This window comes from Paraburkholderia flava (assembly GCF_004359985.1).
Classification (GTDB): domain Bacteria; phylum Pseudomonadota; class Gammaproteobacteria; order Burkholderiales; family Burkholderiaceae; genus Paraburkholderia; species Paraburkholderia flava.
Genome location: NZ_SMRO01000003.1, coordinates 155,639 through 175,098, shown reverse-complemented (window position 1 = coordinate 175,098; position 19,460 = coordinate 155,639). Strand labels below are relative to the sequence as shown.

The 19,460-nt window shown below is 63.8% G+C and carries 20 protein-coding genes; 17 read left to right on the top strand and 3 right to left on the bottom strand.

The genetic code is table 11. The annotated features are described in order from the left end of the window. The first annotated feature begins 40 nt into the window (after positions 1-40). Complete coding sequence (locus E1748_RS23240; protein WP_133649639.1) at positions 41-862, top strand: Cof-type HAD-IIB family hydrolase; 822 nt, start codon at positions 41-43, stop codon at positions 860-862. 81 nt (positions 863-943) lie between these two features. On the opposite strand, the gene E1748_RS23235 is transcribed toward E1748_RS23240, so the two are convergent. Both E1748_RS23235 and aqpZ read right to left on the bottom strand, forming a co-directional pair. Then, positions 944-1,246 carry a PXPV repeat protein gene (locus tag E1748_RS23235; RefSeq protein ID WP_133649638.1) on the bottom strand — a complete coding sequence of 101 codons (303 nt, stop codon included), beginning with the start codon at positions 1,244-1,246 and terminating at the stop codon, positions 944-946. A 332-nt stretch (positions 1,247-1,578) separates the two neighbouring features. Then, positions 1,579-2,304 (bottom strand): aquaporin Z, encoded by a 726-nt coding sequence (gene aqpZ / locus E1748_RS23230; RefSeq protein WP_133649637.1) that lies wholly within the window; start codon positions 2,302-2,304, stop codon positions 1,579-1,581. A 290-nt stretch (positions 2,305-2,594) separates the two neighbouring features. Between aqpZ and E1748_RS23225 the strand changes: the two genes are divergently transcribed. Then, positions 2,595-2,897, top strand: coding sequence for an H-NS histone family protein (locus E1748_RS23225; protein ID WP_133649636.1), 303 nt, complete (start codon positions 2,595-2,597; stop codon positions 2,895-2,897). A 237-nt stretch (positions 2,898-3,134) separates the two neighbouring features. On the opposite strand, the gene E1748_RS23220 is transcribed toward E1748_RS23225, so the two are convergent. Continuing rightward, positions 3,135-4,199, bottom strand: coding sequence for a glycosyltransferase family 4 protein (locus E1748_RS23220; RefSeq protein ID WP_133649635.1), 1,065 nt, complete (start codon positions 4,197-4,199; stop codon positions 3,135-3,137). A 609-nt stretch (positions 4,200-4,808) separates the two neighbouring features. On the opposite strand from E1748_RS23220, the gene flhD reads away from it, so the two are divergent. From flhD to E1748_RS23145, 15 genes are all read left to right on the top strand, one after another. Continuing rightward, positions 4,809-5,129: a flagellar transcriptional regulator FlhD gene (gene flhD, locus E1748_RS23215; protein ID WP_133649634.1), complete on the top strand. Its 321-nt coding sequence runs from the start codon at positions 4,809-4,811 to the stop codon at positions 5,127-5,129. A 51-nt stretch (positions 5,130-5,180) separates the two neighbouring features. Continuing rightward, on the top strand, positions 5,181-5,738 hold the full coding sequence (gene flhC, locus E1748_RS23210; protein ID WP_133649633.1) for a flagellar transcriptional regulator FlhC: 558 nt from the start codon (positions 5,181-5,183) through the stop codon (positions 5,736-5,738). A gap of 220 nt (positions 5,739-5,958) precedes the next feature. Further along, complete coding sequence (motA, locus tag E1748_RS23205; RefSeq protein WP_133649632.1) at positions 5,959-6,819, top strand: flagellar motor stator protein MotA; 861 nt, start codon at positions 5,959-5,961, stop codon at positions 6,817-6,819. A 21-nt stretch (positions 6,820-6,840) separates the two neighbouring features. Next, positions 6,841-7,815, top strand: a complete 975-nt coding sequence (motB, locus tag E1748_RS23200) for a flagellar motor protein MotB (RefSeq protein WP_133649631.1) — start codon at positions 6,841-6,843, stop codon at positions 7,813-7,815. A gap of 31 nt (positions 7,816-7,846) precedes the next feature. Continuing rightward, entirely contained in the window at positions 7,847-8,224 is a 378-nt protein-coding gene (locus tag E1748_RS23195) for a response regulator (protein ID WP_133649630.1), read from the top strand. Positions 8,225-8,288: 64 nt separating this feature from the next. Then, positions 8,289-10,667, top strand: coding sequence for a chemotaxis protein CheA (gene cheA / locus E1748_RS23190; RefSeq protein WP_133649629.1), 2,379 nt, complete (start codon positions 8,289-8,291; stop codon positions 10,665-10,667). A 51-nt stretch (positions 10,668-10,718) separates the two neighbouring features. Next, positions 10,719-11,240, top strand: coding sequence for a chemotaxis protein CheW (gene cheW, locus E1748_RS23185; protein ID WP_133649628.1), 522 nt, complete (start codon positions 10,719-10,721; stop codon positions 11,238-11,240). Positions 11,241-11,258: 18 nt separating this feature from the next. Next, entirely contained in the window at positions 11,259-13,100 is a 1,842-nt protein-coding gene (locus tag E1748_RS23180) for a methyl-accepting chemotaxis protein (protein ID WP_133649627.1), read from the top strand. Positions 13,101-13,227: 127 nt separating this feature from the next. Beyond that, positions 13,228-14,190 (top strand): CheR family methyltransferase, encoded by a 963-nt coding sequence (locus E1748_RS23175; RefSeq protein WP_133649626.1) that lies wholly within the window; start codon positions 13,228-13,230, stop codon positions 14,188-14,190. Then, the gene (gene cheD, locus E1748_RS23170; protein WP_133649625.1) at positions 14,187-14,990 is read left to right on the top strand and encodes a chemoreceptor glutamine deamidase CheD; all 804 of its coding nucleotides are present in this window, start codon (positions 14,187-14,189) and stop codon (positions 14,988-14,990) included. Before E1748_RS23175 ends, cheD begins: the two co-directional genes overlap by 4 nt. 5 nt (positions 14,991-14,995) lie before the next feature. Continuing rightward, entirely contained in the window at positions 14,996-16,084 is a 1,089-nt protein-coding gene (locus tag E1748_RS23165; protein WP_166653644.1) for a protein-glutamate methylesterase/protein-glutamine glutaminase, read from the top strand. Between the two features lie 61 nt (positions 16,085-16,145). Beyond that, complete coding sequence (gene cheY, locus E1748_RS23160) at positions 16,146-16,541, top strand: chemotaxis response regulator CheY (RefSeq protein WP_133649623.1); 396 nt, start codon at positions 16,146-16,148, stop codon at positions 16,539-16,541. Position 16,542: 1 nt separating this feature from the next. Beyond that, positions 16,543-17,268, top strand: a complete 726-nt coding sequence (gene cheZ / locus E1748_RS23155; protein WP_240766767.1) for a protein phosphatase CheZ — start codon at positions 16,543-16,545, stop codon at positions 17,266-17,268. A 176-nt stretch (positions 17,269-17,444) separates the two neighbouring features. Continuing rightward, on the top strand, positions 17,445-17,996 hold the full coding sequence (locus E1748_RS23150) for a DUF2844 domain-containing protein (RefSeq protein ID WP_133649621.1): 552 nt from the start codon (positions 17,445-17,447) through the stop codon (positions 17,994-17,996). A gap of 59 nt (positions 17,997-18,055) precedes the next feature. After that, positions 18,056-19,282, top strand: coding sequence for a DUF3443 domain-containing protein (locus E1748_RS23145; protein ID WP_205965310.1), 1,227 nt, complete (start codon positions 18,056-18,058; stop codon positions 19,280-19,282). The last annotated feature ends 178 nt before the right edge of the window (positions 19,283-19,460 follow it).

Below are 19,460 nucleotides of genomic sequence, written 5' to 3'. Positions count from 1 at the left end.
TACGACGCTCCTCGTCGCCTATTCGAAGCAACCCAAAGCCATGTACCAAGTCATCGCAACCGACCTCGACGGAACGCTGCTCAACGGCGATCATCAGGTCGACCCGTTCACCATCGCGACCGTGCGTCGCCTCGAAGCGCAGCAACTGCAGTTCGTGATTGCAACGGGACGGCACTATCGCGATGTCGCCGGTATTCGAGATCTGCTGGGCATTCGCCCCTATCTGATCACGTCGAATGGCGCGCGCGTTCACGCGCCGGACGACACGATGATCTACGCCGACAATCTTCCGCCGCCGCTCGTGCGTCGTCTCGTGCAGCCGGAGGTTGTCGGTGCGCATGGTCGCGTGATCGTCAATCTGTTCGCCGACAACGCATGGCTGATCGATCGTCACGCGCCGGAACTGCTGCGTCTGCATCAGGACTCGGGCTTTGGATATTCGGTGATCGATATGCAGCAGCACGACGGCTCCGATATCGCGAAGGCGCTGTACATCGGAGACCCCGCAGATCTCGCGCAGGTCGCCGTGAATTTGCAGCAGCAGTTCGGCGACGCGTTGTACGTCACTTACTCGCTGCCGGATTGTCTCGAGGTGATGACGTCGAACGTATCGAAAGGGCGCGCGCTCAAGTTCGTGCTCGACCGCCTGGGTGTAGCGCCTTCGCGCTGCGTGGCATTCGGCGACAACATGAACGACGTCGACTTGCTCGAAACGGCAGGTCATCCGTTCATGATGAACAATGCCAATCCCGACCTCATCGCACTGCTGCCCAATGTTCCGCGCATCGGCAACAACTTCGAGGCAGGTGTTGCGCATCATCTGCGCAAACTCTTTTCGCTCGACGACGAACTGGCGTCCTGAATTTCACAGCACTGCGGTAAGACGCACGGAGCGAAAAGCCCCGTGCGTCGTCACGCTACATCTACATAGACGCACTACGCGTTATCCGCGCCAGCCACCACCACGGCCTTGTTCGCCGTGATTCCAGTCGGAGTGTCCCTCGCGATGATCGCCGCGATTCCAGTCGCGATCCCGATGGTCCCAGCGATGATCGTAACGATCCCAGCCCGGATGGCCGTAGTAGCCATTACCGCCGCCGTAATACACCGGCTGCGGGGCCGCATACACAGGCGCCGGGGCGCCGAGCGACAGGCCGATATTCAGACTGGTGTGCGCCTGCGCGACACCGCATGCGCCGGCCGCGAGGCCAGCCGCTACGAGCAGATGAGTGACGATGCGTTTCATGTCGATTCTCCTGTTGCAACCTGGATGGCTGCGTGAGACACGGGGTCTACAGGTTCAATCTACGCGTGGGATGTCGTCGCGACTGCGACCAGATGTTACCGAGTGAAAGCATCGACGAAGGCGTGCGCAAGGTGCGCGATGCCGTCGTATCGTGCGAACGGCGAGCGATGGCGGGAGGAGCGGAGAGGTAGTCGACGCGACAGGCGTCCACCGTAATTGCGACTTACATCTATGCCATCTCTGTCATGTAATAGGAAACGGCATCGACAGCCCGCGCATTTCGCGTCGCGAAACGCGCGGGTATTACTAAACAAAAAGAGGCGTCGCTGAGGTCAAGCTTTCGCCGCGGCACCACGCCCGGCAATCGCCGGGTACACGATACCCGCGATGATCGCGCCGAGTATCGGTGCGACCCAGAACAGCCACAGCTGATCGATCGCCGCGCCGCCGACGAACAGCGCCGGCCCGGTCGAGCGCGCGGGATTGACCGACGTGTTCGTGACAGGGATCGAGATCAGGTGAATCAGCGTGAGGCACAGGCCGATCGCAACCGGCGCGAGCGCTGCGGGTGCGCGCGAATCGGTCGCGCCGAGGATCACGAACAGGAAGAACGCCGTCATCACGGTTTCGCAGATGAATGCGGCGATCAGCGAGTAGTGGCCCGGCGAGTGGTCGCCGTAGCCGTTGGTCGCGAAGCCGCTCGCGACGAGATCGAAACCGGGCTTGCCCGTTGCGATCAGTGAAAGCACGAATGCACCGACGATCGCGCCGAGCACCTGCGCAACGATGTACGGTACAAGGTCGCGTACCGGAAAGCGGCCCGCTACTGTGAGCCCGACGCTGACTGCCGGATTCAGATGGCACCCGGAGATATGACCGATCGCATAGGCCATCGTGAGAACGGTGAGACCGAACGCGAGAGCAACGCCGACGAAGCCGATGCCGAGTCCATGCACCGGTCCTGCGAAGCTGGCGGCGAGCACCGCGCTCCCGCAGCCGCCGAGTACCAGCCAGAAAGTGCCGAAGAATTCCGCCGCAACGCGCCTGGATAGCTGCATATAAGTATTCCCCCAAGGAAGTTCGTTATCCCGCTCGCATCGGCAGGAGCGCCGACGAGAGTCGAAGAATGCGTATTTTTAGGCAAATACCCTGACGCTGGGTGTCAAGAATTGTCAATCTACCAGGGGGATTCCTTATTCGGCGTAATAGGGCAACTTACCGATTTAACAATTCACCATTTTATTAATTATCAGACGTTATCTAGTTAAAGCGGTATTATTGTCCATTGCGAATTTCTTTAGTTGCAGTTAATCTGCGGCCATTCAGTCCTAAAAGAGGGGAGCCCAGCATGACCCAATATGCAGACCTCAAGGCGCAGATCGCCCGGCTGCAAGCCCAGGCGGATGACGCCCGGCGTACCGAAGTCGTCAATGTGATCGCGGAGATCAAACGCAAGATCACCGAGTACGGCCTGTCGGCCCAGGATCTGGGCTTCGCGGCGGCTGCGCGACGCGGTCGGCCGCCGAAGAAGGCGCCGCTGCCGCCGCGCTACCAGGATCCGAAAACGGGCAGCACATGGAGCGGCCGGGGAAAGCCGCCCAAATGGATTGCCGGTAAAAACCGTGAACGTTTTTTGATCGACCAGGCGTAATCGTCTAATGACGAAGGTCCTTATGGCGAAAGCGTTTCGAAGGCAATCGGAAGGGTAAAGCGCAGTACGGTGTAACGTATGTCGCCGGCATGCATCCGGCACAATCGTTCCGCTCATTGATGAAATAAAAAAGCCGCCTTTTGAAGGCGGCTTTTTTTGTCTGCGGGGATAGCTGAGGTTTCAGTCTACGCAAACGATTCACATTGCAAATCCCCGCGCATATCCAGATACGCCGCGTTAGCCCACGGCGACCTGCCGGAGCACCGGCCGGCGTGCCGCGTCGATAAGCGCCGTATAACCGTCGATGTAATTCTGCGCCATCGTCTTCGCGCTGAAACGGCGTTCGAACTGCGCGCGGATTTCGCTGCGCGACAGGTCGTCGATGCGCTGCAAAGCCGCCACCGCACCCTGCACGTCTTCGACGATGTAGCCGGTCACGCCATGGTCGATCACTTCCGGCACTGACCCGCGGTTGAACGCGATGACCGGCGTACCGCACGCCATCGACTCGATCATCACGAGGCCGAACGGCTCCGACCAGTCGATCGGGAACAGCAGCGCCTTCGCGCCGGACAGAAACTCCGGCTTCTGCGCTTCGTTGATCTCGCCGACGAACTCGACATGCGCCTGCGACAGCAGCGGCTCGATTTCCGTCTTGAAGTACTCCTGGTCGACCTTGTCCACCTTGGCGGCGATCTTCAGCGGCAGACCGCTTTGCGCAGCGATCTTGATAGCTGTATCGACGCGTTTTTCCGGACAGATGCGGCCGAGGAATGCGAGGTATTCCGGCTTGCGATGCGCCTGCGGCGTGAGCAGCTGATCGGGCAGGCCGTGATAGATCGTGTTCAGCCAGTTCGCCTGCTGCAGCGGCAGACGCTGCGAGTCCGAGATCGAGACGACCGGCGCCTGCGAGAACGTGTCGAACAGCGGCTGCAGTTCGGGCAGGTCGAGTCGACCGTGCAGCGTCGTCACGAACGGCGTGTCGAGGCTCGAGAACAGCGAGAACGGCAGATAGTCGAGGTGAAAGTGCAGCACGTCGAATTCGTGCGCGACGCGGCGGACCTTTTCGAGCAGCAGCATGTGCGGCGCCATCGGGTCGCGGATCGTCGAGTCGAGACGCAGCGCACGCGGCCATGCCGCATCGAGCTTCGCGGACGTCACCGAATCGCCGCTCGCGAACAGCGTCACGTCGTGACCGAGGTCGACGAGCGCTTCTGTCAGATAGGACACGACGCGCTCGGTACCGCCGTACAGTTTCGGCGGAACGGCTTCGTAAAGCGGCGCGATTTGTGCGATTCGCATGCGTAATCTCCTTGTTTCAAAGGGGCTTCGCGTGACGCCGCATCAGTGCGGACGAGAGCGACAGGCCGTCGGACGGAAGGGCGCGGTTGGCTGCCGCCCGAGGGTGCCCCGCAACCGGATGGGGTAATCCCTTAGGTTTCATTATCGGGATCAAGCGTCGCAATTCGAGCTATTTTTCAAACGCTTAATGTTGTTACAGCGCGAAACATGATGCGCACCGAATTCTATAGCGTCGCGCAAACCCATACGGAATAAGGCTCCCGGGCGATTCAAACGGGCCTCGAGAGACATCCTGGAGTATTACGCGGCGCCTTATCCGCTTCATATGGCGCCCCGATGAAAACGCTCTATAATTTCCCGCAGCCCCTTCCGGCTGTCTTCAAACCCCTCCCGCTCGCTCCGCCGCGCCGCCTTTCTGTAGGAAAAATTCCGACAGCATTAATGGTTGTTTTCTGCAGTGTCGCGGGGTGTCTGTCCGATTTCCGTTCTATTCCCCTTTAGCCACAATTCAGGCATGACCATAAACGGGCCATACCGCATGGCGGGATGCGTGCGGGTGAGCAAACGTTTCCGTAACGGCCTGACCAGCCAGATCGACTCGGGGGAATCATGAGCACCACCACTGAAATGCTCAATGAGATCAGGGAAGTAAACCTGTCTTATCTGCTTCTCGCCCAACGCCTGCTGCGCGAGGACAAGCAGACCGGCATGTTCCGGATGGGAATCTCCGACCAGCTCGCCGACGTGCTCGGCAACCTGTCGCTTGCGCAGACCGTCAAGCTCGCTGCATCGAGCCAGGTGCTGTGCCGCTTCCGCTTCGACGATCACGCGATTCTTTCGTCGCTCGCCGACAAGGGCAAGACCAGCGCCGTGGCCCAGGCGCACTCCGCGATCCTGATGGCGAGCCAGCCCGTCGAACAGATCGGCTGACGCCGTCGTTGCATCACCAGGCACTGCACCAGGACCCGGGAAGCGGAGCGGATGGCACAGAAAAGCGTAGTACTCGAGGTCAGGGAGATCACCCTGGCCATCGAACTGATCGAACTCGGCGCGCGTTTGCAGCTGCTCGAGGCCGAGACCAGCCTGTCGCGCGACCGGCTCATCAAGCTCTACAAGGAGCTGAAGGGCGTGTCGCCGCCGAAGGGCATGCTGCCGTTCTCCGCCGACTGGTTCATCACGTGGCAGCCGAACATTCACTCGTCGCTGTTCTACAACATCTACCGTTTCATGACGGACCACGGTGGCTGCAAGAACATCGAATCGATCGTGAAGAGCTACCGGCTGTATCTCGAGCACGTGCAGCTGCACGACGACGAACCGGTGCTCAGCCTGACGCGCGCGTGGACGCTCGTGCGCTTCTTCGATTCCCACATGCTGCAGATGACCGAGTGTTCGCGCTGCGGCGGCCATTTCGTCGCGCATGCGCATGACCCGCGGCACGGCTACGTCTGCGGGCTGTGCCAGCCACCGTCGCGGGCCGGCAAGACGCGCAAGTCCGCAGAAGCGAAGGCCCGTCACGCACCGGCGCTTGCCGCCTGACCGGGGCGGGCAGCGAAACCGTCCCGAACCCGACGATCCGGCACTCACCACAACACCAGCCCGACTCTAGTCTGACGTAAGCCCGGCGCGGCTCTGAAGCGATCCGGCGAGCATGGTTTACACCGTGTCGCCCGGCTGCTTTTCCGCCAAAGTTTTTCGCCCGTTTGCCGTAAACCCAAATAACGACGGTCATCGTCGCTTTTTTTGTGAGGGCTCGGCAGTGTTGATTTTCGTGGGCACACTCGTAACGCTGTTGTCCGTCTTCGGCGGCTATGCGCTGGCAGGCGGGCATCTCGCCGCGCTGCTGCAGCCGGTCGAAGTGCTGATGATCGCGGGCGCGGGTCTCGGAGCGTTCATTCTCGGCAACGGGATGAAGACGATCCGTGCCACGGTCATGGTCATCCCAACGCTCTTCAAGGGATCGAAATACAACAAGGACGTCTACATGGAGCTGATGGCGCTGCTCTACGTCCTGCTGGCGAAGGCACGCAAGGAAGGCACGCTGACGCTCGAAGCCGACATCGACGATCCGCAGAAGAGCCCGATCTTCACGCAGTACCCGAAGATTCTGGCCGACCGCCACATCGTCGAGTTCCTGACCGACTACCTGCGGCTGATGGTCGGCGGCAACATGAATGCGTTCGAGATCGAAAGCCTGATGGACGAGGAAATCGAAACCCATCACGCGGAAGGCGAGGCGCCGGCGCATGCACTCGCGAAGGTCGGCGACGCGATGCCGGCATTCGGGATCGTCGCGGCGGTGATGGGCGTCGTTCACACGATGGCATCGGCCGACAAGCCGCCCGCCGTGCTCGGCGAAATGATCGCGCAGGCGCTGGTCGGCACCTTCCTCGGCATTCTGCTTTCGTACGGACTGATCGGCCCGCTCGCGAGTCTCGCGGAACAGCGCGTGACCGAGTCGACCAAAATGTTCCAGTGCATCAAGGTGACGATCCTCGCGAGCCTGAACGGCTATGCGCCGGCGATCGCGGTCGAGTTCGGCCGCAAGGTGCTCTTCTCGACCGAACGTCCGTCGTTCACCGAGCTTGAAGAGCACGTGCGCCGCGTGAAGGCCAAGTAACGCGCGCCCGGAGCCTCGTCGATGAGCAAGGACAAAGATCGCGCAATCGTCGTCAAGCGTTCCGCGCCGATGAAGAAGGGGCATCACGGCGGCGCGTGGAAGCTCGCGTACGCGGACTTCATGACCGCGATGATGGCGTTCTTCCTGCTGATGTGGCTGCTGAGTTCGGCGAACTCGGCGCAGTTGAAGGGCATCGCCGACTACTTCAACCAGCCGCTGAAGGTGGCGCTGTGGGGCGGCGATCGCAGCGCGGAGGAATCGAGCGTGATCCGCGGCGGCGGTCGCGACATCTCGACCAATCAGATGGCCGTCACGCGTGCGAGCGACGGCAAGTCGACGCGTGAAGAAAAGAGCGCGCTGCACGGCGAGGAAGACGCGGTCAGCCAGTTGCAGGGCGAACTGGAGCGCCGCGAGCAGGTACGGTTGCACGACCTGCAGGTGAAGCTGATGGCCGCGATCGAAGCGAATCCGGTGCTGCGTCAGTTCAAGCAGCAGATCCGTATCGACTCGACGCTGACGGGCCTGCGCATCGAGATCGTCGATTCGCAGAAGCGGCCGATGTTCGCGACCGCGCGTGACGTCGTCGAGCCGTACATGCGCGACATTCTGCGCGAGATCGGCCACACGCTGAACGACGTGCCGAACCGCATCGTCGTGCAGGGTCATACCGACGCCGTGCCGTATGCCGGCGGCGAGAAGGGGTACAGCAACTGGGAACTGTCGGCGGATCGCGCGAACGCATCGCGTCGCGAGCTGGTCGCCGGCGGGATGGATGAGACGAAGGTGCTGCGCGTGCTCGGCCTCGCGTCGTCGCAGAACCTGAACAAGGCCGATCCGCTGGATCCGGAAAACCGCCGGATCAGCATCATCGTGCTGAACAGGAAATCCGAGGACGCGATGATGCGCGACGACACGACCACGACGACCCTGTCCGACGACGCGGCCGGTTCGGCGCGGCCGATGCTGCAGAAATTCGAGTCGTCGGGCAAACAGTAATGCGCACTACGCAAGGCAACGAGGCTCTTTCATGATCAGGCACATTCTGGCGATCGACGATTCGGCGGCGATGCGGGAGATTCTCTCGGTGACGCTGACGACGGCCGGCTACGAGGTGACGCTAGCCGCCGACGGCGACGAAGGGCTCGAGAACGCGCTGGCGATCCCGTTCGATCTCGTGCTGACCGACCAGCACATGCCCGGCAAGACGGGCCTCGATCTGATCGCCGCGTTACGCGGCAACCCGGCCTACCGCGCGACACCGATCCTCGTGCTGACGACCGAATCCGGCGAACCGTTCAAGGCGGCGGCGCGAGCCGCCGGTGCGACAGGATGGATCGAAAAACCGCTCGACCCCGACATGCTGACCGAGCTCGTCGCGGCGCTGGCGGGAGAAGGGCCGGCCTGAGCGACGACGTCGCATCGGCGACACGGCGCGCAGCCCAGACAGAATCACTCGTGGTGACCCAGGCATGACACTCGATATCACTCAGTTCTATCAGACGTTCTTCGACGAAGCGGACGAACTGCTCGCGCAGATGGAGCAGTTGCTGCTCAATCTGGACATCGCGCATCCGGACCCCGAGGATCTCGCGGCGATCTTTCGCGCCGCGCATTCGATCAAGGGCGGCGCGGCGACGTTCGGCTTCACCGCGCTGACCGAAACGACGCACATCCTCGAATCGCTGCTGGACCGCGCGCGCAACAACGAACTCGTGCTGCGCAAGGACATGATCGACACGTTCCTCGAAACGAAGGACGTGCTGTCCGGCCAGCTCGCCGATTACCGCGCGAGTGCCGAGCCCGACACGGCGGTGGCCGCCGCGATCTGCGCGAAGCTCGAACGGTTGAATACGGAGAACCGTTTCGGCGGCGACGCGGTTCACGCCGGTGCAGTTGAAGCCGCGGCCGCACCGGTAGCACCGGCAACCGCCGAGCCCGCGTTCGACCATCCATCGGCTGCGCCGGTGCACGTCGTCGATCAGGCCTTCGAAGCGGCCGGCGAATGGTCGGGCAGCACGACTTACGGAGACGCGTCCGACAGCGCGCCGACGGCACAACACGCAGAGAACAACCCAGCGAATGAAGCGGGCGAAGCACCCGCCGGATCGCATCTAAAAATTACGCTACGGGGCGTGGGGGAGAAGGACCAGGCATTGCTGATCGAAGAGCTCGGCAACCTGGGCAGTATCGTCGGACAGGTGAAGACAGGCAGCGATCTGACGCTGTGGGTCGACACCGACGTCCCCTCCGACGACATCGTCGCCGTGTGCTGCTTCGTGATCGACGAAAGTCAGATCTCGATCGGTCGCGGCGAAGCACCGACGGACGACGCACAGCAAGGCGAACCTGGAACGCCCGACGCTGCGCCATCGTCCGCGGTTGCGGCGCCGGCTGCGTTCGTGCAGCCGGCGGACCCGGTGTCCGCACCGGCCGCGAACGTACCAGTAACACCGGCCGCGCAGGCAGCACCGGCAGCGGCTCCGCAGGAACAGGACGCCGTCGCCGCCGTGCAGGCGATGCTGGCCGCCGCCACCGAGGCCGCCGCGCAATCGCAGGCTGCCGCACCGGCGTCAGCACAGGCCGCTGGCGACACCGAACGCAAGGCGCGTCCCGCAGCAGCAGGCGGCGCGGAAGGCAGCTCGATCCGCGTCGGTGTCGAGAAGGTCGACCAGCTGATTAACCTCGTCGGTGAACTGGTGATCACGCAGGCGATGCTCGCCGAAACCACCAGCACGTTCGACCCCGCGCTGCACGATCGTCTGTTCAACGGCATGGCGCAGCTCGAACGCAATGCACGCGATCTGCAGGAAGCGGTGATGTCGATCCGCATGATGCCGATGGATTACGTGTTCAGCCGCTTCCCGCGTCTCGTCCGCGATCTCGCGGCGAAGCTCGGCAAGGACGTCGAACTCGTCACGTTCGGTCAGGCGACCGAACTCGACAAGAGCCTGATCGAACGCATCATCGATCCGCTCACCCACCTCGTGCGCAACAGCCTCGACCACGGCATCGAAACCGTCGAGGCGCGTCGTGCCGCAGGCAAGGACGCGACCGGTCAGCTGGTGCTGTCAGCCGCGCATCACGGCGGCAACATCGTGATCGAAGTCAGCGACGACGGCGCGGGTCTGCGTCGCGACAAGATTCTCGCGAAGGCCTTGAAGCAGGGCATGTCGGTCAGCGACACGATGACCGACGACGAAGTCTGGAACCTGATCTTCATGCCGGGCTTCTCGACGGCCGAGCAGGTCACCGACGTGTCCGGTCGCGGTGTCGGCATGGACGTCGTGAAGCGCAACATCCAGGCGATGGGCGGTCACGTCGAGATCACGTCGTACGCGGGTCGCGGCACGACGACGCGAATCATCCTGCCGCTCACGCTGGCGATTCTCGATGGCATGTCGGTGAAGGTCGGAAGCGAGATCTTCATCCTGCCGCTGAACTTCGTGATGGAGTCGCTGCAGCCGCGCGCCGAAGACATCTACACGGTCGCGAACGGCGAACGCGTGGTGCGCGTGCGCGGCGAATACCTGCCGCTCGTCGCGCTGCATTCCGTGTTCACCGTTCAGGATGCGCGCACCGATCCGACACAGGGGATCGTCACGATCATGCAGACCGAAGGGCGACGCTTCGCGATGCTGATCGACGAGCTGGTCGGGCAGCAGCAGGTCGTCGTGAAGAATCTGGAAACGAACTATCGCAAGGTGCACGGCATTTCCGCCGCGACGATTCTCGGCGACGGCAGCGTCGCCCTGATCGTCGACGTCGCAGCGCTGAACCGCGAAACGCGGACGGCGCACGGCTCGCACAACGTTAACAACGCGAACAACGGTGTACCTGCGCTCGCATGAACGCGGCGCGGCGAACCTCGATCAACTCATCCCAACCGTTTGGGGGCTAACGTGGCAGAAGTCCAATCCATTCAATCGAGCGGCACGGCAAGTCGCCGGGGCGTACAGCAGGCCGACGCGGGCGGTCAGGAATTTCTCGTCTTCACGCTCGGCGCCGAAGAGTACGGCATCGACATCCTGAAGGTGCAGGAGATTCGCGGCTACGACAACGTCACGCGGATCGCGAACGCGCCCGAGTTCATCAAGGGTGTGATCAATCTGCGCGGCATCATCGTGCCGATCGTCGACATGCGGATCAAGTTTCATCTGGGCCGCGTCGAGTACGACCATCAGACCGTCGTGATCATCCTGAACGTCGCGCATCGCGTGCTCGGGATGGTGGTCGACGGTGTGTCCGACGTGCTGACGCTGACCGCCGACCAGATCATGCCCGCGCCCGAATTCGGCGCGACGCTGACGACCGAATATCTGACCGGCCTCGGCACGGTCGATGGCCGGATGCTGATCCTGATGGACATCGAGAAGCTGATGACGAGTCGGGAAATGGCATTGACCGACGCGCTGGTTGAGTAGGCTTAAGGGAGATACGCGATGCTGGGCAAATGGTCGATCCGCACGACGCTTACCGCGGTCGGCGTCATTCTCGTCGCGCTGACCGTTGCGGTCGGCGCGCTCGGGCTCTTTGCGCTGAACAGCGCGAGCCGCTCGCTCGACGAAATCGCCGGCGGCGATATGACCGCGATGCGTTCGCTGAACGATGCGTCGTCGTTCCTGCTGCGCTCGCGCATCGCGCTCGATCGCGTCAACATGCTGACCGCCGCGGGCGAAATCGAGCAGGCGAAGACCGCGCTCGATCGCGCGCAGGAGCTGTTCACAAAGTCGAACGAAAACTGGCAGGCGTTTCTTGCCGCACCACGTCGCGGTATCGACCCGTCGCTCGTCGACGCGGCGGCCACGCGCCGCGCGACGCTGCTGCACGACGGCGTCGAGCCCGAGTTCGCCGCGTTGCGTAACAGCGATCTGAGCAGCTATCACGCGATCGCCGACACGAAGATCAGCCCGATGTTCGTCGACTACGACAAGGCGGCGACGCCGGTCGTGAAGGCGCTCGAGGACCACGCTCAGCGTGGCCGCGCCGACGCGAACGCACAGGTCTCGCTGATGACGACGCTGATCGCAGTGGTCGTCGGCATCGCGTTCGTGATGGTGATTGCGATCCGCTTCGCGCTGAGCGGTTTGATCGTGAAGCCGCTGAACGACGCGATCGAGTGCTTCGAACGGATCGCCGCAGGCGATCTGTCGCAACGTGTCGAGGTGTTCAGCAAGAATGAAATCGGCCGGCTGTTCGGCGGCATCAAGCGGATGCAGGAAAGCCTGTCGAAGATGGTGAAGGCGGTGCACGTGAGCACCGAATCGATCGATACCGGCGCGCGCGAAATTGCGATGGGCAACACCGATCTGTCGCAGCGTACCGAGCAGCAGGCCGCATCGCTGCAGGAAACCGCGTCGAGCATGGAACAGCTCACCGGCACCGTGCGGCAGAACGCGGAGAACGCGCGTCAGGCGAGCCAGCTCGCGGTCAACGCATCGGACATCGCGACGCGCGGCGGCCAGGTGGTGAGCGAAGTCGTCGATACGATGCAGGCGATCGCGACGAGTTCGGGCAAGGTCGTCGACATCATCGGCACGATCGAAGGCATCGCGTTCCAGACCAACATCCTCGCGCTGAACGCAGCCGTCGAAGCGGCGCGTGCAGGCGAGCAGGGTCGGGGCTTCGCGGTTGTCGCGGGCGAAGTGCGCAGCCTCGCGCAACGTAGCGCGAGCGCGGCGAAAGAGATCAAGGAACTGATCGGCGATTCGACCGACAAGGTGCAGAGCGGCTCCGCGCTTGTGGGTCGCGCCGGCGCGACGATGGACGAGATCGTCCAGGCCGTGCGCCGCGTCACCGACATCATGGGCGAGATCAGCGCCGCATCCGAAGAACAGTCCACCGGCATCGAGCAGGTGAACCGCGCCGTCACGCAGATGGACGAAGTCACGCAGCAGAACGCCGCGCTCGTCGAGCAGGCGGCGGCTGCGGCGGCATCGCTCGAAGAGCAGACGCGTCAGCTGCAGACGGTCGTGAGCGGCTGGCATGTCGAGAACGACGAACGTGTTGCTGCGCGTGCAGTTGCGCCGGCGCGGGCCACGACGGTTACCGCGAAGGCAGCGCCTGCAGCAGCAAGACCGCAAGCGGCGAGTCCTACTGCTCACGCAACAGCAGCGGCACCCGCACCGAGCCACGCACCAGCCCCCGTCGCCGCGAAGCACGACGCACCGCGCCGCACCGAACCCGTACTCGCCGCACCGAAAGCCGCCGCGACCGAACCGCTGAAGCGCCCCGCGCCCGCTGGCTCGGCTGCCAGCGCGGACGCGGACTGGGAAACGTTCTAGGCAGGATGAAGCTCATGCGGACCCTCGACACCTCGCCCCTCGACGGGCGCCTCATCGCGATGCGCGCAGATAGCGCACGCGACGGTGTCCGCACGCGCTGCGCACACACGCTGCGGCGGAACGCATCATGACACCGACCACAGCGCGGCAGCGCGCCGACGCGACCGAGTCGCGCACGGCCGATCCGGGTCGTGACTTCGAATTCACGTCCGCCGACTTCGAACGCATTCGCGGTCTGATCCATCAGCGTGCAGGCATTTCGCTGTCGGACCACAAGCGCGACATGGCGTACAGCCGTCTCGCGCGACGACTGCGCGCACGCGGGATCGACAGTTTCCGCGACTACCTCGACCAGCTCGAATCCGAAGCCGATCCCGCCGAATGGGAGGCGTTCACCAACGCGCTGACGACCAACCTCACCGCGTTCTTCCGCGAAGCGCATCACTTCCCGATCCTCGCCGAGTTCGCCGCGCGGCGTCCGGCGCCGGTGTCGGTGTGGTGCTCGGCGGCATCGACCGGCGAGGAGCCGTACTCGATCGCGATGACGCTGATCGAAGCGCTCGGCGAACAGGCCGCGCGTCAGGCAACGGTGTTCGCCACCGACGTCGACACCCAGGTGCTCGCGAAAGCCGACACGGCCGTGTACCAGTTCGAACAGGTCAAGCATCTGTCGCAGGAACGGTTGAAGCGCTTCTTCCTGAAGGGCACCGGCGCGCACGCGGGCATGGTGAAGGTGCGTCCGGAAGTGCGCGCGATGGTCCGCTTCGACCGCCTGAACCTGACCGACCGCGACTACGGATTGCGTACGCCATTCGATGCGATCTTCTGTCGCAACGTGATGATCTATTTCGACAAGCCGACGCAGGCGCAGGTGCTCGCGCGCTTCGATCCGCTGATGAAGCCGGGCGGTCTGCTGTTCGCCGGTCATTCGGAAAACTTCACGTACGTGAGCCAGGCGTTCCGCCTGCGTGGGCAGACCGTCTACGAATTGACGCGCGATGGCGCTGGTGCCGCCGGTGCCGCACGCGCGTCCGCGCAGGGCCGCGCGCCTCATGCGGCCGGTGTACCGCATAGCGGGGTGAGCGTATGAGCAGCTCGTTGCCGATCGCCACGAATCTTTACTTCGACAATCACTTCAAGCGTCCCGGCGTGAAGCTGCTGCCGAACGAGTTCTACATGACGAGCGCGGACATGGTGCTCGTCACGGTGCTCGGCTCGTGCGTCGCGGCCTGCATCCAGGACCGCACCGCAGGCATCGGCGGGATGAATCACTTCATGCTGCCCGACGACGGCATCGACGCCGGCCAGGCCGCATCCGATGCGATGCGCTACGGCGCGTACGCGATGGAGGTGCTGATCAACGAGATGATCAAGGCCGGCGGCCGGCGCGAACGCTTCGAGGCGAAGGTGTTCGGCGGCGCGGCGGTGCTCGCCGGCATGACGACGATGAACATCGGCGACCGCAACTCGGTGTTCGTGCGCCGCTATCTCGCGCTCGAAAAGATTCCGATCCTCGCCGAAGACCTGCAGGGCACGCATCCGCGCAAGGTCGCGTACATGCCGCGCACCGGCCAGGTGATGGTGAAGAAGCTGAGACTGCAACAGGAGGCAGGCGTCGCCGAGCGCGAACACGCACTCGCGCGGCAGACCGCGGAGGCACGCGCCGAACGTCTTGCACGGGCACGCGAACGGGTCGAGCTGTTCGCATCGGCCGGCACGCCCGCAGCGCCTGCTGCGGCGGCCAGCAAGCCCCGTATCGAACTGTTCGGCCGTCCGGGCGGAGGTAACACACCCGCCACGCCGACCGCCACGAAGCCGCGCATCGAACTGTTCGGCACGGCGCCGAAGCCCGACCAATCGAACAACGCCAGAACTGCCGAGGAGGCGTGACCGCTGTGGAAAAGATCAAGGTATTGTGCGTCGACGATTCGGCGCTGATTCGTAGCTTGATGACGGAGATCATCAACAGTCAGGCCGACATGACGGTGGTCGCGACCGCGCCCGATCCGCTCGTCGCACGCGAACTCATCAAGCAGCACAACCCGGACGTACTGACGCTCGACGTCGAAATGCCGCGCATGGACGGCCTCGATTTTCTCGAGAAGCTGATGCGTCTGCGGCCGATGCCGGTCGTGATGGTGTCGTCGCTGACCGAACGCGGCTCGGAGATCACACTGCGCGCACTCGAACTCGGCGCGGTGGATTTCGTCACGAAGCCGCGCGTCGGCATTCGCGACGGCATGCTCGACTACGCGGAAAAGCTCGCCGACAAGGTGCGCGCAGCGGCCCGTGCGCGGGTGCGTCAGACCGCGCCCGCTGTTCCGGCTGCGACGGCCGCCGCGCATGCGCACGCGTCGCTTGCGCCGATGCTCAACAATCCTCTCGTCAGTACCGAGAAGCTGATCATCGTCGGCGCATCGACGGGCGGCACCGAGGCGATCCGCGAAGTGCTCGTGCCGCTGCCGCCCGATGCGCCCGCCGTGCTGATCGCGCAGCACATGCCGCCGGGTTTCACGAAATCTTTTGCGCAACGGCTCAATGGTTTGTGCCGGATTACCGTTAAAGAAGCAGAGCACGGCGAGCGCGTGCTGCCGGGTCATGCGTACATCGCGCCCGGTCACGCGCACTTGCTACTGGCTCGCAGCGGCGCGAACTACATTGCGCACCTGTCGGACGAACCGCCGGTGAACCGGCATCGGCCTTCAGTGGATGTGCTGTTCCGTTCGGCCGCGCAGCACGCGGGCAAGAACGCGGTCGGCGTGATCCTGACCGGCATGGGCCGAGATGGTGCGGCCGGTCTGCTCGACATGAAGAACGCGGGCGCGCACACGCTCGCGCAGGACGAAGCAAGCTGCATCGTGTTCGGCATGCCGCGCGAGGCGATCGCGATGGGTGCCGCCTCCGAAGTCGCGCCGCTCGCCGAGATGAGCCGTCGCGTGATGGCGAGCCTCGCCGCATTGGGCGAACGGGTGCAACGAGTATGATGCGTGCCGTCTGACGGACGGCATTGCGCCGCAGGAACTGGATTAGCGAAAGGGAATGGCTATGGATAAGGGAATGAAGATTCTGGTCGTGGACGATTTTCCGACGATGCGCCGGATCGTCCGCAACCTGCTCAAGGAGCTGGGCTACTCGAACGTCGACGAAGCCGAAGACGGCCAGGCCGGTCTCTCGCGGTTGCGCAGCGGCACGTTCGACTTCGTGATCTCGGACTGGAACATGCCGAATCTCGACGGCCTCGCGATGCTGAAAGCGATCCGCGCGGATGCGGCGCTCACGCATCTGCCGGTGCTGATGGTGACCGCCGAATCGAAGAAGGAAAACATCATCGCGGCCGCGCAGGCCGGCGCAAGCGGCTATGTGGTGAAGCCGTTCACCGCCGCGACGCTCGATGAGAAGCTCAATAAGATTCTCGAGAAGATGGCCAAAGCCGGGAGCTGATGTGGACCAGCCGATCAACGCGCCAGGCACAGACCTGAAAGAAGAGAGCGGCAGCGATTTCGCGAGCGACCGCATTCTGGCCCGCATCGGGCAACTCACGCGCACGCTGCGCGACTCGATGCGCGAGCTGGGGCTCGACAAGCACGTCGAGCGCGCGGCCGAAGCCGTGCCCGATGCACGCGACCGTCTGAAGTACGTCGCCGACATGACCGAGCAGGCCGCCGAGCGCGTGCTGACCGCGATCGAAGTGGCGAAGCCGATTCAGGAACGGCTGCAGAAAGACGCGGGTGAACTCGACGGACGCTGGGCCGAGTGGTATTCGGCGCCGATCGAGCGCACCGAAGTGCGCGCGTTGATGAGCGACACGCGCGGCTTCCTGCGCGCGTTGCCCGAGGCGACGACCGCGACCAATGCACAGCTGCTCGAGATCATGCTCGCGCAAGACTTTCAGGATCTTACCGGGCAGGTGATCAAGAAGATCATGGATGTGGTCTATCTGATCGAGCAGCAACTGCTGGGCGTGCTGGTCGAGAACATCGCGCCCGAGCGGCGCGAGCAGTTTGCGGCGACGGCGGCTGCGCTCGTCGCGGATCACCCGGCCGCTGCGGCGGCATCGAACCCCGCCGAAACCTTGCTGAACGGGCCGCAGATCAACCCCGAAGGCAAACCAGACGTGATGCAGGACCAGGCGCAGGTGGACGATCTGCTCGCAAGCCTGGGCTTCTGATGGGCTTCTGAGCATCCCTCCGCAGTGTCACCTCTGCGTTGCAGAGTTGGGTGATACTGCCGGGCACAGGCATACTACGAATATCTCGCACCGGGACTGAGAGACCGGTGCGGCTTTCATGTCGCGTCAGCGCGGAAGGCCTGCGCGCGCGACCGACGATCTGGAGGAGCCTGGCCATGCCGAGTCGTACCAGCCGATCCGTCATCACGACGGCGTTCGGAGTCTGCGTTGCGCTGCTGTGCGCTGTTCCTGCCCCTGCTGCTTTCGCGGCACTCGGCGGCAATCCGATGACCACCCCGCAAGGCGCGACGACCCAGGTCGTGCAGCCTTCTTCCGTTAATTCATCCGCCGATCAGAGTCAGGCCGTGATGCGTTCTGCAACGTCGGCTGCATCGTCGTCTTCTGCGGCGACGTCGTACACCGTTCGCGAGACCACGCTGGCCAGCGGCACCGTCGTGCGCGAATACCTGTCGCAGGCGGGCACGGTGTTCGGCATCGCATGGACCGGCCCGCAGATGCCCGACCTCGGCAGCCTGCTCGGCAGCTACTTCCCGCAATACGTCGCCGGTCTCGATACGTTGCGCGCAACGCGCGGCGGCCACGGTCCGGCGGCAGTCGAAAGCAGCACGCTGATCGTGCGCTCCGGCGGCCACATGGGCGCATTCTCCGGCCAGGCCTGGCTGCCGCAGGCGCTGCCTGCCGGCGTCAGCGGCTCCAACATTCAATAATCAGCGGGAGGCAGACAGTGCAACGATTCCAGTCGACACGTTTTCGCATTCCGTTTTCGATCCCTTACGTTCCATTCGTTCGCGGCTTCCAGGCAGCGTGCTTCGCGCTCGTCGCGGTGAGCATCGCCGCGTGCGGCGGCGGAGGCGGCAGCGACAACAACAACAGCGGCGGCACGCCGTTCGTGCCGAGCGGCGGCAACCAGGTCGCGGTGTCGGTCGGTACCGGCGTCTCGCGCGTGATCAACATTCCGACCGTCAGCGTCACGGTGTGCGCGCCCGGCTCGAACACCAACTGCCAGACCATCAACAATGTTCAGCTCGACACCGGTTCGTACGGGCTGCGCGTCGTTGGGTCGGTGCTGAACAGCTCGCTGTCCGGCGCACTGCCCACCACGACGATCGGCAGCGCACAGGTGGCCGAATGCGCGAACTTCGCCGACGGCTTCACGTGGGGCACCGTCCGCACGGCGAACGTGACGATCGCCGGCGAGACCGCGTCGAGCATTCCGATCCAGATCATCGGCGACCTCGCATCGTCGACGGTGCCGTCGGCGTGCGCGTCCGGTTCGTCGGAGAACACCGCAAGCGATCTGGGCGCGAACGGCATTCTCGGCATCGGCGTCGCACCGAACGACTGCGGCGCGGGCTGCGCGGCGTCGGCGCTCGGCAGCAACTACTACCTCTGCCCGAACGGCGCGAACTGCGCGCGCACCGCGCTGCCGGTCAACCAGCAGGTCGCGAATCCGGTCCACAACTTCCCGGTCGACAACAACGGCGTGATCGTCGCGATGCAGTCGATCTCCAGTTCGGGCGCGGCGTCGGCCACGGGCACGGTGACGTTCGGCATCGGCACGCAGTCGAACAACTCGCTGACCGCAGCCAATCAGTTCACGACGAACGCGTCGGGCAACATGGTGAACAGCTCGTTCAACGACCAGACGGTGACCGCGTTCCTCGACTCGGGATCGAACGGGCTGTTCTTCCTCGATAGCTCGATGGCGCTCTGCAGCAGCGCCTTCGCGGGCTTCTATTGCCCGTCGTCGCCGCAGATCCGTAACGCGACGCTCGTCGGCGTCAACGGCGTGACCGCGACCATCCAGCTGAACATCACCAGCGCGGCGACGCTGTTCGGCAACGGCAACAACTTCGCGTTCAACGACCTCGCCGGCCAGCTCAGCGACTCGACGACGCTCGACATCGGCCTGCCGTTCTTCTACGGCCGGACGATCTTCTACGGGATGGATCGCCGTACGACCGGCGGCGCGGCGCCTTACGTCGCGTTCTGATCCACGAAGGGCGGCCGGGTAACCGGCTGCCCGCTCCGAACGGCGCCCCGTGCGCCGTCCCTCTCGGCCGATCCGCCGAAATACCCCCGTTTCCCCATCCTTATCCGCCGATGGGCGCTCGACCTCTACAGGAATAATCGCTGCACTGGAAAACGGCATCGTGCCGTCTTTGTGCGGA